Origin of the sequence: Acaryochloris sp. CCMEE 5410 (genome assembly GCF_000238775.2) — a bacterium.
Taxonomy (GTDB): Bacteria; Cyanobacteriota; Cyanobacteriia; order Thermosynechococcales; family Thermosynechococcaceae; genus Acaryochloris.
Map to the genome: position 1 here is coordinate 4,500,848 of NZ_AFEJ02000001.1, position 15,498 is coordinate 4,516,345.

13 protein-coding genes and 1 pseudogene are annotated in these 15,498 nt (G+C 45.7%); 6 read left to right on the forward strand and 8 right to left on the reverse strand.

Annotation, left to right across the window (positions count from 1 at the left end; all coding sequences use genetic code 11):
* Positions 1–22: 22 nt before the first annotated feature.
* The 3 genes from ON05_RS20695 to ON05_RS20705 all read left to right on the forward strand — a co-directional run bounded on the left by ON05_RS20695 (position 23) and on the right by ON05_RS20705 (position 2,461).
* Complete coding sequence (locus ON05_RS20695; RefSeq protein WP_010475779.1) at positions 23–157, forward strand: hypothetical protein; 135 nt, start codon at positions 23–25, stop codon at positions 155–157.
* Between the two features lie 685 nt (positions 158–842).
* Positions 843–1,040, forward strand: a complete 198-nt coding sequence (locus ON05_RS20700; protein WP_262562110.1) for a hypothetical protein — start codon at positions 843–845, stop codon at positions 1,038–1,040.
* A complete protein-coding gene (locus ON05_RS20705) occupies positions 995–2,461 on the forward strand; it encodes a DUF3352 domain-containing protein (protein WP_262562111.1) in 1,467 nt (488 codons plus the stop codon). The genes ON05_RS20700 and ON05_RS20705 overlap by 46 nt, the downstream gene beginning before the upstream one ends.
* Before the next feature lie 168 nt (positions 2,462–2,629).
* On the opposite strand, the gene ON05_RS20710 is transcribed toward ON05_RS20705, so the two are convergent.
* From ON05_RS20710 to ON05_RS20720, 3 genes are all read right to left on the reverse strand, one after another.
* Positions 2,630–3,514, reverse strand: a complete 885-nt coding sequence (locus ON05_RS20710) for a DapH/DapD/GlmU-related protein (RefSeq protein WP_262562113.1) — start codon at positions 3,512–3,514, stop codon at positions 2,630–2,632.
* A 970-nt stretch (positions 3,515–4,484) separates the two neighbouring features.
* Positions 4,485–5,297 (reverse strand): M15 family metallopeptidase, encoded by an 813-nt coding sequence (locus tag ON05_RS20715; protein ID WP_010475782.1) that lies wholly within the window; start codon positions 5,295–5,297, stop codon positions 4,485–4,487.
* Positions 5,298–5,361: 64 nt separating this feature from the next.
* Entirely contained in the window at positions 5,362–7,215 is a 1,854-nt protein-coding gene (locus tag ON05_RS20720; RefSeq protein ID WP_010475783.1) for a protein kinase domain-containing protein, read from the reverse strand.
* 146 nt (positions 7,216–7,361) lie between these two features.
* Between ON05_RS20720 and ON05_RS20725 the strand changes: the two genes are divergently transcribed.
* Positions 7,362–8,285: an o-succinylbenzoate synthase gene (locus tag ON05_RS20725; protein WP_010475785.1), complete on the forward strand. Its 924-nt coding sequence runs from the start codon at positions 7,362–7,364 to the stop codon at positions 8,283–8,285.
* Positions 8,278–9,738, forward strand: coding sequence for a 2-succinylbenzoate--CoA ligase (locus tag ON05_RS20730; protein ID WP_010475787.1), 1,461 nt, complete (start codon positions 8,278–8,280; stop codon positions 9,736–9,738). Before ON05_RS20725 ends, ON05_RS20730 begins: the two co-directional genes overlap by 8 nt.
* A 486-nt stretch (positions 9,739–10,224) precedes the next feature.
* On the opposite strand, the gene ON05_RS20735 is transcribed toward ON05_RS20730, so the two are convergent.
* The 5 genes and pseudogenes from ON05_RS20735 to ON05_RS38660 all read right to left on the reverse strand — a co-directional run.
* Entirely contained in the window at positions 10,225–10,926 is a 702-nt protein-coding gene (locus ON05_RS20735; protein WP_262562116.1) for an HAD hydrolase family protein, read from the reverse strand.
* A 275-nt stretch (positions 10,927–11,201) separates the two neighbouring features.
* Positions 11,202–11,555 (reverse strand): TM2 domain-containing protein, encoded by a 354-nt coding sequence (locus tag ON05_RS20740; protein ID WP_262562118.1) that lies wholly within the window; start codon positions 11,553–11,555, stop codon positions 11,202–11,204.
* Between the two features lie 390 nt (positions 11,556–11,945).
* Positions 11,946–12,098, reverse strand: coding sequence for a hypothetical protein (locus ON05_RS20745; RefSeq protein ID WP_262562120.1), 153 nt, complete (start codon positions 12,096–12,098; stop codon positions 11,946–11,948).
* A gap of 1 nt (position 12,099) precedes the next feature.
* Complete coding sequence (locus ON05_RS38655) at positions 12,100–12,222, reverse strand: helix-turn-helix domain-containing protein (RefSeq protein WP_396149708.1); 123 nt, start codon at positions 12,220–12,222, stop codon at positions 12,100–12,102.
* A gap of 1,232 nt (positions 12,223–13,454) precedes the next feature.
* Positions 13,455–14,446 (reverse strand): annotated as a pseudogene (locus tag ON05_RS38660) (DUF3474 domain-containing protein); the annotation flags it as partial.
* A gap of 452 nt (positions 14,447–14,898) precedes the next feature.
* Here ON05_RS38660 and ON05_RS20755 point away from each other — a divergent pair.
* The gene (locus tag ON05_RS20755; RefSeq protein WP_262562122.1) at positions 14,899–15,384 is read left to right on the forward strand and encodes a hypothetical protein; all 486 of its coding nucleotides are present in this window, start codon (positions 14,899–14,901) and stop codon (positions 15,382–15,384) included.
* Positions 15,385–15,498: the final 114 nt, after the last annotated feature.

The following is a 15,498-nucleotide window of genomic DNA, read 5'->3' on the forward strand; positions in this document are numbered from 1 at the left end:
TACACCTTTAGGAGTTATTTTCATGACAGTGCGAACCATCACAGATCAACAAACGACGATTCGCTTTTCCGGCTACAAGCTGGATGATGCCGATGCTTGGCTCGAAACATTAAAGGAAAATGGACGCCCTGTTCATGGAGAGTTGGCCAAACGCTAAGCTTTTCTCAACTCTAGTTCTGCCCAACGGATTTTCCATCGTTAGGTTAGAGTTCCTCTTCTGATGCAATACCCTCGACAAGATGCGAGGGTATTTTTTATGGCGTTACGTCTTTAGAATGAAGTGTACATTGCCCTAAAAGTGATTCAGGCAGTGGGATTGCCAATGATCACTATCACTCTAGATCTCTGCTTAGGATCACCTGCTAAGACCGCTGATGAGGGTAGGATTGTGCAAACATTCGAAATGGTGCCAATGAAGATTTGACATTACCCAGTAGATTAATCAGAAAAAATCGCTAGTTTTAATGAAGACGAAGATGAAGCACATTGTGGGCGTCTCAATGGGTGCATGAAGAGATAGTCTCAACCGTCTTAAACCTAGGAAATTCGTGGCCATTTTTTCTGATAAGTGCTAGTTGTGGCCCAATTCAGGGAATATTAGATGCGAACTTGGTTTCAGTGAATCAGCTAGCGCTTTCAACGCCGGTATAGAAACCTCTTCGGGAATTTAGGGAATCAGTGCCAACCTTGGCAATCATTGACTAAACAACCCATGATGCGCTTACAATTGAGCTTTTTAACCATCATCAAAAGGTTCGATTCAAATCTTTTTTTGGCTTCAGATAATCGGTTTTTTCTGTTTCACCCACGCGATCTAATTTTCTTTTTTGAGGAGATATTTAATGGCAACCAAATGGAAACTGATTGTTCCTGGAATTATCGCGGGTGCAGTCGCGATCGGGGGGATTGCTGCATATTTTTACCTAAAGGTTATTCCTGCCCGTGAAGGAACCAGTCCAGTCGCCAGTGCAAAATTGTGCCCGATGAAGCCTGGATGGCAGGCTATGTTGATATTACGTCGGATTCTTGGGAGAAACTGAAAGATTTTGGTACTCCCGAAGCTCAAGATCTGGTGTTTGGTGGTTTCGATGAGATGACTGCTGATATCAAAAAAGAGTTAGCAAAAGATAAGCTGGATTACGATAAAGATATCAAGCCTTGGTTGGGTAGTGTGATGTTTGCGGCGGTTCCTGCCAGCGAGGACACACCCGCCCCCAGTATGTTGATGGTCATTGGCATTAAAGACAAAGTAGAAGTCTTAAACTTTGCCAATAAGATGAAAGACAAGGAAGATTTAGAGGTCAAAGAGACTGACCATAAAGGCGTCAAGATTTTAGAAATAGATGCTTCGGGTTCTCCAAGCTATGTGGCGATTCTCGAGAATCACCTGGCTATGTCTGACAATCAAGATGTGGTCAAAAAAGCCATTGATTCATCGAAGGGTGATCCGTCCTTAGCCTCCGATGGTGAGACTCGGAAGATCCTGGAAGAAAGCCTGAAGATGGATAACCCCGTCGCTCAAATCTTCATCCCCAATTATGGGAAATTGATTACCCAGGCGGCAGCGTTTAATCCCAGTAATCCACTTCCTCCTCAGCTGAAAGATCAACTGGATCAAATTAAATCGGTGTCAGTTGGCATGGGCATTGACAATGAAGGCGTTCGGTTCCGAGCGGTAACCAAGGTCAATCCCGATTCCTTTAAGTGGGAATTCAAGCCAGTTCCAGGCAAAATTATTTCCCAATTCCCGGCCAATACCCTGTTATCGGCCAATGCTGGTAATCTGAGCAGTCAGTGGAATTACGCCCTCCAACAGCTAGACAGTGTGCCTGAATTTAAAGAAGGCTTAGATGAAGTCCGACAGCAGATTCGTCAAACCACCCAGCTGGATTTAGATAAAGACATTATTGGCTGGATGGATAAAGAAGTGGGATTAGCTCTTATTCCAGGCAATCAAGGCGTCTTGCAACCTGTCGGTTTTGGCGGAACCTTAGTGTTCAAGACGAGCGATCGTGCCAAAGCTGAGGCAACCTTTGCCAAACTGGATGACTTGGTTAAGCAAAGCAATGTCCCAGTCAATAAAAGCAAAATTGGCAATGTTGATGTGACCCAATGGCAGTTTCCACCCACCAAAGAGACCCTAGCTGGTCATGGTTGGATTGATAATGAAACCGTATTCTTTGCCATTGGTGACCCCATCATTAAGGTCATGGCCAAACCGGATAAAACGTTGGATCAGAGTGAGATCTTTAAGTCTGTCACTCGAACCTTACCCCAGTCCAATTCTGGTTATTTCTTCGTCAATATGGATGAAGCAAACAAGGTGATTTTGAGCAATCCAGCCATTACCAGTCAAGGTCTAATTACGCCTGAAGTTGAAGCGGTTCTCAAATCCATTCGGGCATTGGTGTTGCTAGCACCCAAATGGATAAGTCTACTTACACAGGAGATGTCCTCTTAGCGCTTAAGCCAAAATCATAAGCGTCACCTTAGAATTGCGATGAAACCTGGTCGAGATATAATTCGGCCAGGTTTCATCGTATGTACTGCGAGGTTGCAGAACACTGAATCTTCCGTGTTAGCCGTCATGGGGTGAGTGCGTCCGTAACCTTGAGGAGACAAGAAGTATTCAGGGTGGTGGGTCATTGCAACACAAATAGTGGCTATGAAAGAGTAGACAGTTCCAATTCACTCCTCTTAAAAGCAGGTCCGGAATGATTTTTGATCTCACCTCTCGAGGCTCATCAAGACTGATACCTTCCCGCATTTTGATCACTTTAGCGGGTACGCCAGCTGCGATCGCATATGCGGGTAAATCTTTGGTGACCACTGCACCTGCTCCTACAATGCAGCCTTTACCAATCTTGACCCCGTCTAGTACAGTAGTGCCAGCGCCTAGCCAAACATCATCTTCAATAATGACTGGGCCACGTGTATACACCCCCTGCTCTAACATAGGGACATCGAGCCTATCATTCAAGTAACGGCCCCCGCCAATGTAGCAATTGCCTCCAATGAGGTCAAAATTTCCAATCTGAATCCCCCCGCCCGATGACAGGATGGTATTACAGCCAATATCGGTGTTCTTACCAATCGAAACAGTTGCTGTTTTTCCTTGGATCACACAGTTGCGTGAAATGATGACATCGTCTTCGATGGTAATGCCTTCTTCTCCGGCACCACTGGCATCGAGTAATACACCATCATCAATTGCCACACGATTCCCCAAACTAATAAATTTAGGATGACGTATCGTTAATCCTCTTCCCCAAATAATACTTTTGCCGACCTGCTTAAATAATGATGGATAGCCAAGCTTACGGCAGGCGTAGCCTAAAATTCCAGGTAGGTTACAGAACAGCAATTGAAATAGCTCATATTTCACGAGTCGAGTGAAATCAGTATCCCCAATAGATTTCTTTTGATAGCGTTCTAACAAGGGGACATTACTATTACTCAACTGCTTAGATAATGCTTGCTTTTGAATACGCGTTGGGGCTTCTATAGCTTTCATAATTAATTATCCAATTATTTCATCATGATCACTGGAATATTTATTTGTAGAGAAGACCATCAAGGCTGGTCGCTGAGCATTAAATATTTGGTAGCGTGATAAACCTACTGATCACCTCCTAAATTGCTAGACTAACCGTCAATTAATTGATGCACAAAATGAACGATTGATGAACAAATCAATCGCTTTGGTATCTGTTTGCCTCAAGAAAAACAGACTGCTTTGTAATAACCGCTGGATGCGGATTCTAAATTTTTGCGCTCAACTCGCTGAGCACTTTGATTCTTAATGTCATCTAGTTTTGACGAAGAAACAAAGTTAAAAATAGATAGTTTAATTTTTTATAAATTAACATGTCTTAGTGAAAAAAAATAGTGCTTAAATTAACAGCCAGCTTTCATCGTTGGATATTGGCTGTCATTTTTTCCTGATTGGCATGAGATTGAGCGGCCACTGTCTTGAATCTAGAGAGGGTAAATTCTCCGCTGCTTATAGCGAAGCAATGAACTCTCAATCCAAAAGCGCGACATGTCATCCTTCCCCATCCGATTGAGACAGGGTAATTGATTTCAAAGCCGAACACACCAACCATTAGAGCACTGTGAGTCTATCAGAGAAGCAATGGTGTATGTCTTGCACCTGGCTTCTGGCATTAGAATGGCAACTGCTAACTTAACAAGTTACATTCTTTGTATGCAGCAATTTTACAGCTCGTCAGCTAGGTGTTTGGTATCGTAATTATCTATTTTCTTCTAGTTCTGATTGTGATCATTTTTACAATGCCTGTGTTGCTATCAACGCTGCTTTGCATAGCTTTCTCAAGCTACCTCCATATAGATCAACGCTGCTTTGATCACCACCCTACAGCTATCCAATCGCACAGCAATGATTTGGGTTCCAGTCATTTTATTAGTTGTATTTAATGCACAGAAAATTTTGATAGACAACGATCCTGACTGCCAAGGAAAATTTAAAGATTGCGAGCACTCGCAAACTGTACTGCCGCCCTTGAAGTTCCAATATATCGCCAATGCCAAGGCTCAAAGTTAACTCCTTGGGCGTTATTTCGGGGAAATGAGAGTTCAAATCCATAGTTCCTGGCATTATTGGTTAACCACTCATAGGCCGTTGTGTCTTCAAAAGCCACCTTGAGATCTTTTTCCGGCTGGTTGCGATCGCCAATATCGATCGCATATCCGGTGTGATGCTCACTAAATCCAGGCGGAGCACTAAGCTTGGTGGCTGCTTCTACACTCCCTAGCTTTTGCACTTGTTTATCGAACAGCTCTTTTTGGTCATTCACTGAGCGAAACCCAGAGATAGGTTGAAGCGTGAGATTGGCATCAGCAGCGGCATTAACCAATTGGGTAAAGGCTGCCGCTGCTTCTTGATCCAAATACTCAGACCGACGATACGTCCCTCGCACAAACTCTCCAACGTTTACCAGTCGGTTATCTTCATTCTCAGCATAGGAGAGATGACCATAGTAATTGTTAGGTGCAGAAGCGGCCGGAGTTGCTGGAGCCTTAGCTGGAGAGGGAGCATTCGAGATGGAGGGCAAGCTTTCATACAGGGGAGATGGGGGGCGGCTTGTTGCAGGGGGCAATGGTTGGGATGTTTCGCCAGGAGATTGAGCAGAGGGTTGGGGTGACTGCTCTTGCGAGACAGGTGAATCAGCGGGGACCAGTTGAAGGCTAGCCGCCAGCCAGACAATCACCGCTGTGGTCAAAAGGCTGATCACCACAAACTGGAACTGGCCGAAAATTTTTTGGAACCCTTTCATAAGCCTATTTGCTGCCCCATTGATAGACAGTAACCACAGTAATTGAGAATAGACGTTTTAGTGTCTAATCTCGTTGAATGAGTTGAGCGGCAATCCAGCCCCGAACCCCTGACTGAGGGAACAAGACTTCATACCAGAGGTAACCACCGACATCTTTACGTTGACCGACAATGCGGACGCGATCGCCAGGGTAAGCCATATGTTTAGTCGGGAATTTGGTTCCTGGCCCCGTTCGAATATTTTTACTTTCTGGACTGCCGACAAGGGTTGCGTTGGTATTTGAAGACGTCGGTTTGGGGGTGGGCGTAGGCTCAGGAGAGGGAGGCGCGGCTTGATCTGCTTTGACTAACTGCGCTGCAATCCATCCCTGGGCCTGAGATTCAGGAAAGTAAACGTTATGCCAGAGGAAGCCACCCTGATCGCGATCGCTCGTAATAATCGTGATCCGATCGCCTGGGAAAGCAATATGGGTTTGAGCATAGTTTGTTCCTGGGCCAGACCGGATATTTTTGGAACCAGGGTCTCCTGTAATGCGGGCGTTGGTTTGATCGGCATTAGGGGGTAATGCAATCTCGACTGGAGGCGGCGGAGCAGGTCGATTCACCTGACTCGTACTGTCACTAGCGGGTGTGGAAGGCTCGGGAGAGGTACTCACGGCTTTACCAGAGGTGGAACGCTCTGTTTCCACGGTAGGTGAAGGCGAGTTGCGAGAGAGTAGCTCCGAAACCTGACCCCGCAAGAGAACGGCACTCACCAATACGAATATGCCAATGACACCGCCTGTGAGGATGGCTTTTTGCCATTCTGGAAACCGGGTTGGGTTGATGGTGGGCGGTACGGATGGATGTTGGGGAATAACGGCTTGGGTCGGCTCGGATACAGCCGGCTCAGGGGGGGCTGAAACCGACGCTTCGGTGGAGGGAATCGAGGGCTGTTGGAGGGTATGAGCAACGATATCCGTGGCTTCTACACCCACTGGAGTGGTGTCTTGATTCGCGAGAATTTCGGGAGCCTGGGCTTTTGCAGTATCTTGGGCAACATCCACAACATGAGTTGCTGGCAGCACCAAATGATTCATCATGGCGGCGGCACTGAGAAACCGTTCATTGGGCTGAGGATGAATAGCTTGACTCAGGGTGGCAGCAAACTCCGGGCTGAGATTAGGCACTAAATGCTGCCATAGCAGAACGCCTGTTTGCGGATCGGTTTTGAGTTCTTGAGGGATTTTAAGGGTGAGGAGATAGATAGCCGTGAGCCCTAAGCTATATAAATCGCTGCTGTAGACTGGGCGTCCTGCCAGTTGTTCCATGGGCATATATCCGGGGGTGCCTACCACAATGGAGCGATTCGTTTGCCCTTGGGAATTCACCACGGTACTCATGGTTTCTTTAACGGCCCCAAAATCAATGAGGCTGGGTATGCCGTCCTCTTGGCGCAAGATAATGTTATCGGGCTTAATATCTCGATGAACAATCCGCTGTTGGTGAATATAGTCGATAACTGGCAAGAGCTTGATCAAAATGTCTCGCACTTCCGTCTCACTGAGGGGACCGTGCTGCATTTTTTGGGTCAGGGTTTGACCCGCCACCCACTCTTCTACTAGGTAAAACTGACCAGCCTCTTCTAAAAAAGCGTAAAGCATGGGAATTTGGTCATGGCTTTCTCCCAAACGCTCTAGGATAGCGGCTTCCCTCTGAAATCGATCCTTCACCAATTGATAGATCTGAGGATTATTGTCAATGGGCTTTAACTGTTTGATCACGCATTGGCGTCGGGAAGGCATTTGGGTGTCTTCTGCCAAAAAGGTGGTGCCAAAGCCACCATCACCCAGGACTTTAATGACCCGGTAACGGTTATTCAGTAAAGTTGGGGTTTGAGGGGTTTGCACATGGGGAGTATTGGTACCGGAATTCGTCATGCATCCACCTGGCTGTCGAGAAATAATATGAGGAAGCCTTCATCCCACAATAGAAGCTACCCCTAGAATGTGCAGTGATCCGTTTCGATCTGTCATGTGATTTAAAACAATGCTACCTACAGGGTGAAGCGATCAGCGCCAAGAATATGGAATTTTCCTATCAAACCTATCAACGATCGTTTCAACAGCCCTTGCAAACGAGGTATGGGCAGTGGTCGATCCGTCGAGGTTTGGTGGTTACTTTAGAGGATGATGCTGGCAATATTGGCCAAGGTGAAATTGCGCCTTTATCGTGGTTTGGATCTGAGACTTGGGAACAAGCCCAGGCCTATTGTCAGCAACTGCCACGACAGCTAACGGACGCTCACATCTTGTCTATCCCAGATCGCTATCCGGCTTGCCAGTTTGGATTGGGTTCAGCGTGGGAAGTATTACATCAAAAATCCGTATCAGCGCCTGTTTTTCCTGAGATTTGCGGCCTATTGCCCACCGGAAGCCCTGCTTTGTCCGCCGCTTCAAAGCTATGGGAGCAGGGATATCGAACCTTTAAGTGGAAAATTGGGGTGGATGTCATCGAACAGGAACAGGCTATTTTTCAGCAGCTGATTGAAGCTTTGCCACCGCAAGCCTTGCTGCGCTTAGATGCTAATGGTGGACTAACCTATGAGTCTGTCTGTCGTTGGCTGAAGCTATGTGATCAGGTGACGGACACTCTTAGGATTGAATATCTGGAGCAACCGCTACTCCCCAAGCAATTGTCGGCCATGTTGTCCTTAAGTCAGCAGTTTCAAACCCCATTGGCCTTAGATGAGTCGGTGGCAACTCTGTCTCAGCTGCAGTACTGTGTGCAACAAGGATGGAACGGTATTTTTGTGATTAAACCCGCTATCTGTGGTTATCCCCATCGCTTGCGTCAGTTTTGCCAAGCCCATCCGATTGATGCTGTTTTCTCCTCTGTTTTTGAATCAGAGGTGGGACGGCAAGCCTGTCTAAGATTGGCAGCAGAACTATCGAATCCCCAACGAGCCATTGGGTTTGGTGTTCGCCATTGGTTGTCCCCTGATGAATAACGCTTCGTTCTCGTTTGATCCAGTTAAGCCGTCCAGTGCTAACTTATTGGGTTCTCCCCAAGCAATTTGGCAAAGGGAAGATTGGATTCTGGGCCTAAATCATCAGCGCTGGTTAGAGCGAACTCAGCAACGACAACGGGAGCTACAAGCGGTGATGGAGCGAGAGGGCTATCCCAGAGTCCTGTTAGTTCAGTCTGATTCGCTAGAGTTTTTAGCTGGATTGATGGCGGCGTGTTTATGTGAATGTCCTGTATTTCTCGGGAATCCCCATTGGCAACGTTCTGAATGGCAACAGGTGTTGTCATTAGTTCAACCCCATGTCATTTGGGATGCCTCTCAGTTGCCTCCGGTAGATATCCCAAAACCAGCCTCAGCTAAGCCAGAAGAAAAGGGATGGATTTTAGTCCCTACCGGGGGCTCATCGGGGCAGGTTCGATTTGCGATTCATACTTGGGAGACTCTAACTGCCTCGGTGGAAGGCTGCCAACGTCATTTTTTCGGTGGTGAATTGGATGCCATCAATTCCTGCTGCTGGTTACCCCTGTATCACGTTAGTGGGTTGATGCAGTTTATGCGATCGCTCCTTACATACGGCAAACTCCTCCTCCTCCCGCGCCACTGTTTCTCTTCCAAGACCTCCTTGAGGCCCAACATTGCGGCTTTCCTGGATCCGCAATCTCAGCAACCCCATGCCTATTTTCTCTCTCTCGTTCCCACCCAACTCCAGCGACTCTTACAACAGGGCGGCCCTCGTTTACAGTGGCTCGCCCGATTTCACACCATTTTGGTGGGGGGTGCACCGGCATGGCCCGCTTTACTTCAGGCGGCGCGTCAGCATCATTTGCGGTTAGCCTTAACCTATGGCATGACAGAAACGGCGGCTCAAGTGGCGACCTTAGATCCCGATCAATTCCTGCTCGGAGCAGCCCACAATGGCCATGTTTTGCCCCACGCTCAAATTACCGTTGAACATCAGCAACATCAGGGCATGTTGGCCCATCACATCGGACAGGTGGTCATTAAATGTACCTCTCTTTGTAAAGGGTATTACCCTCAATTATTTGCCGCTTATCACAAATTTTCCACAGATGATTTGGGATATTTCAATGACTCAAGAGAATTACATATTGTCGGTCGTTTAAGTCGCAAGATTATCTCTGGTGGAGAGAATGTTTTTCCCGAAGAAATAGAAGAATTAATTTTAACTACAGGCATGGTAAAAGATGTGACGGTGTTGGGCCAACCCCATCCCGATTGGGGCCAAATCATTACCGCCATTGTGGTTCCTGCAGCAGACTCTTTTTCCCTAATCGCATTGCAGACTTGTCTGAAGAATCAACTCAGCCCGTTTAAACAACCAAAGCAATGGTATGTCTGGTCTCAGCTGCCCCGTAACCCTCAAGGTAAAATCGACCAATCTCAGATGAGGAAACTACTTCAGGTTGATCAGTAGTGACTATAGGGACGGAAATTCTGACATTGACCCATCTAATTTTATTGATATATTTCACTCTGTTAACCCCCGCGAATAAGAGTGAACTTTAGTAAAATCCCTGAGTCAGCCCTGGGGGTTAATGCTAGATTAAACCCAGGTACAAAAAGTCAAAGTTAACAAGTAACCCCGGAACACGTCAGTACCTCCTACCTCTGTTCTGAAGAGCAACCTTCTTCCTGAGAACTTACGATTTGTGGTAATCATTTTCTATAAGAAAAAATTGAAGACCAGAACACTTATCTAGTAAAGATATGTAAGACTTACCTCTTAGAACTGTTGCTGTTGTTAATGTCCACTTTAGTTGTTTTTCTGTAAACTCTATCTATTTTTTCAATTCTGAGCAAACATACATTCTCGGTTTCTATAGGATTAAGGGTTTGGTTGCAATAAGCCAAGCCCTTTAGCCGTTTTAAACAGATTTGTAAGACGCTGATGAAATTAGCATTAAGACATCAGCAATCGTTGCGTAATTTCGATAAATCCTAACCCTTCAGCAGCTTGAGTCATCGCTTGGGGGTGGTGGTCAATCTGCTCTAGGTAGTGAGATAAGTTGGCAACGCCGACGGAGTGCGGAAAAACTTGAGAATCGAATAGGTCTTGATCATTCGGACTATCGCCGATCGTCAAAATTTGGTCTAAATTATATTGCTCCGGTAAATGGTGTTCTAGGACCGTTAGGAGCCCTGCCTGCTTGTTCTGGCCTTTGGGTTTGATATGACACTGCACCGTACTGTAAGTGAAATCAAATCCTGCAGTAGCGCAGAGGTTGGCCATCTGCTCCAAATCGGCCGGATCAAAGCCAGGATTATCAAAGGTCCAATCCGTGATTCTAAAGGCGTTATCCGCTGTGGTCCGTAGATGAGGGAAATGGGTTTGGAGTTGACGAAAGGTGTTAGCTAAGTGAGCACGATGGTCTTTGAGGCCCGGAATGTCTGAAAGTACTTTGCCAGGAGTGTCGGGTTCTTGAAAGAAAAGGCCGCCATTTTCTGCGATCGCACCTTGTATCGGTAAATAATGGGCAAGGCCGCTGACCCAACCCGCCGATCGCCCCGTCACAATCACAACTGTAAACCGCTCTTTGTAAGTCCCATAGGGCTTGACCCAAATGGCTGGGAACTTACCGTCGACGGTGAGGGTGCCATCCATATCGGTGGCAATGAGCTTGATGGAATTGAGTTGATGGGCAGGGAGATCCGCAAAGGAGGAATGGGATGGTGCATGGACTATTCGTGCAGGGCGGTCTTAATTTTACAGTGCGATTAGACGGCCTTATAAATGACGGCACCATCGGACTCACGATTGCCAACGACCAATAGTTCTGCTAAACACAGTTCTTGGACCTTGGATTTAACCATTTCAGGACTTTTTCGGTTGCAATCACACAATCACTCAGAGTGGCCCCCTGCTGATCTCGGCAAATCTCAGAATTGCACATCCAAAGGAGGACTCGTTTGTGTGTATGTACTGACATCTCTGACAATGGTCGGTTGTGTGGTGACATCTGCTGAACTATAGAGCAATCTTTGCTTGAGATTTTTATGATCAACCATCTCTGGAATAAGGAAAAGGTCGACCACTTGACCAATGCCCAGAAACCCGAAGGTACAAAAGTAGAGAATGCCGCTAACGGGTTTGCCTAGGTAGAATCGGTGAATTCCACAGATGCCAAAGGTAGAGAAAAACCAAAGGAGATAGGCAGTACCATTATTAGCCATTGGGGTGTTACGACCTCTGCTGTCTCGAACACTATCCTTCAATTCTAGCCAATGTACCATTTCAGCAGAATCACAACCTTTACCTTTCTATAGAAAAGCAAATGACAGGCATCCCCCTTTCCATATCTAAATCTAATCTGATGGTTTTGATTTTAGATCTAACTGGGTGAGATGCATCCCATTCCCAGGGCATGGATTATGATTTCTAATGTCAAAAAGGAGAAGGTTGCCCCAGCTGACCCATGGCTATTGTCATAGTCACTTAACATAACCGCGTTTCACTAAAACGGTTGTCCATGCACCTGTTGCTTGAAATTGATGTTCTTGCTTTGGGCATCTATAGAGCTAGAAACACTTCAGTCTCTGCTACTAGAGTAAGCAGAATACTCAAATCAAGATACTTCGATCATCGGACTGGGCAGTAAGTCTAGGAGTTCAGGCAGAAGCTGTTTAGTCTTCTAAACGCGTGATTAGAACTTTTAGCTCTTCAGCTAATTCTTGACTGGTAATTTTTTGCTCAGTCTCACTAGTATCATCCATAAACATATTGCCTTTACCCGTCAATAGCCAATCGATGGACACCTGATAATAGGTGTTGAGCAAATTAAAAATCTATATTTAGCAAATAATCACCGCACTCACAGCCAGACCACTGTCTGACAGAGATAGAAAGATTCTTGGCGATTTGAACTTGGGACAACCCCAAATGAGCCCGTAGCTGCTTCATTCGTCTGCCAATTTTTTGGGCTGCAATATTAATAATTAGCTGATCTTTTTCCCGAGTTGCTTGCGAGGCATAGCAGAGTGGCAGATTAGTTTTGATGATTATTGAAGATATTCAAAAGGACTCAAATTGTAGTCATCTAATCCTAAATGCAACCGAAAAAAAAGGTAATCAGATGACAAAGTTTTGTCTAAATATTTTCCAATAAGGACATTTTAGTCGTAATCCTCAAACGAGTTCTATGTAGGAATACGGATCCTTTTGAAATTACTGGTGTTTTAATCCAGAAAATTATCTCCGTGAAATACTGAAATCTTGAGTGATGTGGCAAGGTGATGGGTCTATATTGTCCGCTCTGAGGGGTGCCACTCCGTATATTCACGGATACAATAGAGAGAACAGTTATCAAGTGGCATCAGTAGTGGTTGCACAGGACGCAATCATCTATGACATTGAGAAGCCTTTAGTCCCTGTTGGGGAGAACACTCTAATTTTTAGGATTTAGCAAATCGTTCGTTGAGTTTTTGCGAATGTTTATGCTATCTCAGGGCTAGAAAAAGTCATACATTAAAGAAAACATTATCTAGTTGTTGTTAGACATAGCAATGGACACAATTCATACAGCGATCGACCAAGGGCTGTCAAGCTAGACGGAGAGCAGAACAAAGACACTCAAATATCAGCCTATTGCCACGACGAGGAGTAGTCTGCTGGAATCTTCTTATAAAGCCCAACTGGATTAGCCGTCAAAGGAGTGTTGTTTGAAAGTCTATACCCTCTCAGTCGAGATGAGATTGCAGAACGTATGACATGGTTAATAGCCGATACCAAATATGGAAAAATTAATCGAGTATTTGCGTCTTACAGCGCTTGATCACCAGTAAGTTAGTTGCAGCAACTCGTGTTGTTGATCAAGGAAAGGAGGTCACTAAATATCTTTGAATCTTCCCTACGAGGAATGCAAAAAGAGCGGGCGGCGAGGGTGAGAATTCAGCAGCTTCAGTGTAACGAATAGAAATCTTTCCTGTTGGTATCAACGACCAGACGATACATCCTGAATATAAAAGCAAAGAGAGAGGATGAGAACCAATCCTCTCTCTTTGTGTCACTTACAAGCAACTGAGAAGCGTATATTAATGTCGAAGCTCATATGGCCGATGAAATTGATTTGAGGCTTATCGCTCACTCTCTTCCCTGAACGAATTTAGCCTAGAGAAAAAGCATAAAAGAGAAATTTAGCGCTTGGCGTCAGCTTGATAGTAAACTTTTTCCCCATGATCAGGAACGTATCGGCAATCTCTCAAGGCAGTCCATAAACTCTTCCAAATGGGATCTGAAGACTTTCGATAGTACTCACCTAAGACCGGCTTGATTGCTTCTGTTGCCGTTAGTAAATGATAGTGAGGCATACCCAAGAAAATATGGTGGGCGACATGAGTGCCAATATGTGATGAATGGGATTGATAAACCCATAGTCATGGTCGATGGTGAGAGCGCACCTTTGAGAAAATCCAATTGTCATTGGGTACCAAGGCACACTGGGTACGGTATGGTGCAACAAGGTGACGACGTCTAGCCAAACGATAAAGACAATATAGGGACCGAGATAATATTTGACTAAGAATAACCAGCCATTGTGTAGGTGAGCGCTGCTAGAAAAGCGATCATGGCTCCCATAGGACTGTACTGGTGATGACGTCCATTTCTCGGAAGGCTTGAATAAAGGCTACTAGGTAGGAAATGAGAGCCCTTGCGTCCAGGAGACCGTTTGAAGAGGTAGATGGGATAGGCCAATAGGGTCAAATAGTAACGGACGAATTTGACATCCTTCGGCATCTCTCGGTATTGCGTTTCCGTGGGAGGGTACCAACTTTCGTCGTGTCGATATTGCCTGTATTGGCATGGTGGGTCCGGTGACTAATGCGCCAACCATGAAAAGGAACCAAAATTGGCGTATGCTGAGATGCCCGATCAGATCGTTTAACCACTTGTATTTGGAAAAGGAGCGATGACCACAGTCATGGCCGACGACGAATAAGGCCCAACATGGTGCCTTGAGCTAACCAAAATGGGCCAAAACCATAGAGCATCAATTGATAGGCAATGGCGTATAAACTAGCGATAATACCGATATCTAAAAAGAAATATGAGAGAGATCGCCAGGCTGAGGCTCAAAGCAATGAGGGGGAATGGCTGCCCTTATATCTTGAAGGGTAAAAGGTAATTCTCTAGACCTAGAGACGTCAGGGCCTCTGGTTCAATACCGGTAGAGTTTTGCACGAAAAATACTGCTTCCTTACGCTGTAGTGACCGAGTCTCATTCTATCTCTTAACAAGTCGTAATCAAGTCAAGCAATGACTCCGGTAAAAGTTTACAAAGTGAAATAGTATTGACTCAGGACAGATTTTCCTGATATCTATCTGAGTTAACTCTTAGGGGGGTGATCGAGGTCAATCTATTTGGGATTGAGACGACTAAGCTCTAGTGAGCCATATCTTATTGGCTCCGACTCTGCAGTATTGGATTCACTGATTACATTAAGCTTTGCTGAGCTAACGGTTTTCGACCCAATCTGACGTTATTTCAGAACATATCTCCTGCCATGATTACTCATCAAACCCTCTGTAAGAAACATCATTCGTTGAAGCGCAACTGCTTAAAATTCTTGAGTGTGAGCAGTGTTCTTCTTATCCTTATCAGTGGATGCAGTTCGGATAGCTCTAAATCCAATCGAAGGCCCAAACAGAGGATCCGGCAGCAGCAAGTTCTCCAGCGCCGCTCAACTCAACGCCGACAAAATTAAGTTAACGGTCGCTTCTCCTGAGTCTTTGCGTGTTAAACAGGGGGATTTGATTGTTAAGGGCAAATTTTGGTCGATCGGACTGCAGCCCGCCAAAATATTATGCTCGTCGTCAGAAGTGCAACAAGAAGTGGCGCTTTTAACGGCGACTGAACAGATTCCGACGGCTCCAACCAATACCAATGCCGCAGAGGTTCAGGTACAGCAAGCCCGAGAACGGGTTCGTTTAGCGGATGCTGCGATTCAAGATTATCTGTCTAAATCTCCTTACACTGATTTAGCTCGCCAAACCCTGCCTCTACCGACAGAGGAGAAACAGTTAGCACAGTTGCAGTTCGCCAAACATCAGCCCAAGCCCAGTTAAAGCAGGCCATTGCCCAGCGTAATTCATTGCAAGCGTCTCAACAAGAGCGACAACAGGGGCAGGCGGTTGCGTCCAGTAAAAAGACTCAACTCCTTAATGAGCTGAAAACCATTG

Bases quoted from the DNA above. Each gene is read 5' to 3' on its own strand.
- ON05_RS20695 (WP_010475779.1), top strand. From the start codon at position 23: ATGACAGTGCGAACCATCACAGATCAACAAACGACGATTCGCTTTTCC.
- ON05_RS20700 (WP_262562110.1), top strand. From the start codon at position 843: ATGGCAACCAAATGGAAACTGATTGTTCCTGGAATTATCGCGGGTGCA.
- ON05_RS20735 (WP_262562116.1), bottom strand. From the start codon at position 10,926: ATGGATGGCACCCTCACCGTCGACGGTAAGTTCCCAGCCATTTGGGTC.
- ON05_RS20725 (WP_010475785.1), top strand. From the start codon at position 7,362: ATGGAATTTTCCTATCAAACCTATCAACGATCGTTTCAACAGCCCTTG.
- ON05_RS20710 (WP_262562113.1), bottom strand. From the start codon at position 3,514: ATGAAAGCTATAGAAGCCCCAACGCGTATTCAAAAGCAAGCATTATCT.
- ON05_RS20720 (WP_010475783.1), bottom strand. From the start codon at position 7,215: ATGACGAATTCCGGTACCAATACTCCCCATGTGCAAACCCCTCAAACC.
- ON05_RS20740 (WP_262562118.1), bottom strand. From the start codon at position 11,555: ATGGTACATTGGCTAGAATTGAAGGATAGTGTTCGAGACAGCAGAGGT.
- ON05_RS20730 (WP_010475787.1), top strand. From the start codon at position 8,278: ATGAATAACGCTTCGTTCTCGTTTGATCCAGTTAAGCCGTCCAGTGCT.
- ON05_RS38655 (WP_396149708.1), bottom strand. From the start codon at position 12,222: ATGAAGCAGCTACGGGCTCATTTGGGGTTGTCCCAAGTTCAAATCGCC.
- ON05_RS20705 (WP_262562111.1), top strand. From the start codon at position 995: ATGGCAGGCTATGTTGATATTACGTCGGATTCTTGGGAGAAACTGAAA.
- ON05_RS20715 (WP_010475782.1), bottom strand. From the start codon at position 5,297: ATGAAAGGGTTCCAAAAAATTTTCGGCCAGTTCCAGTTTGTGGTGATC.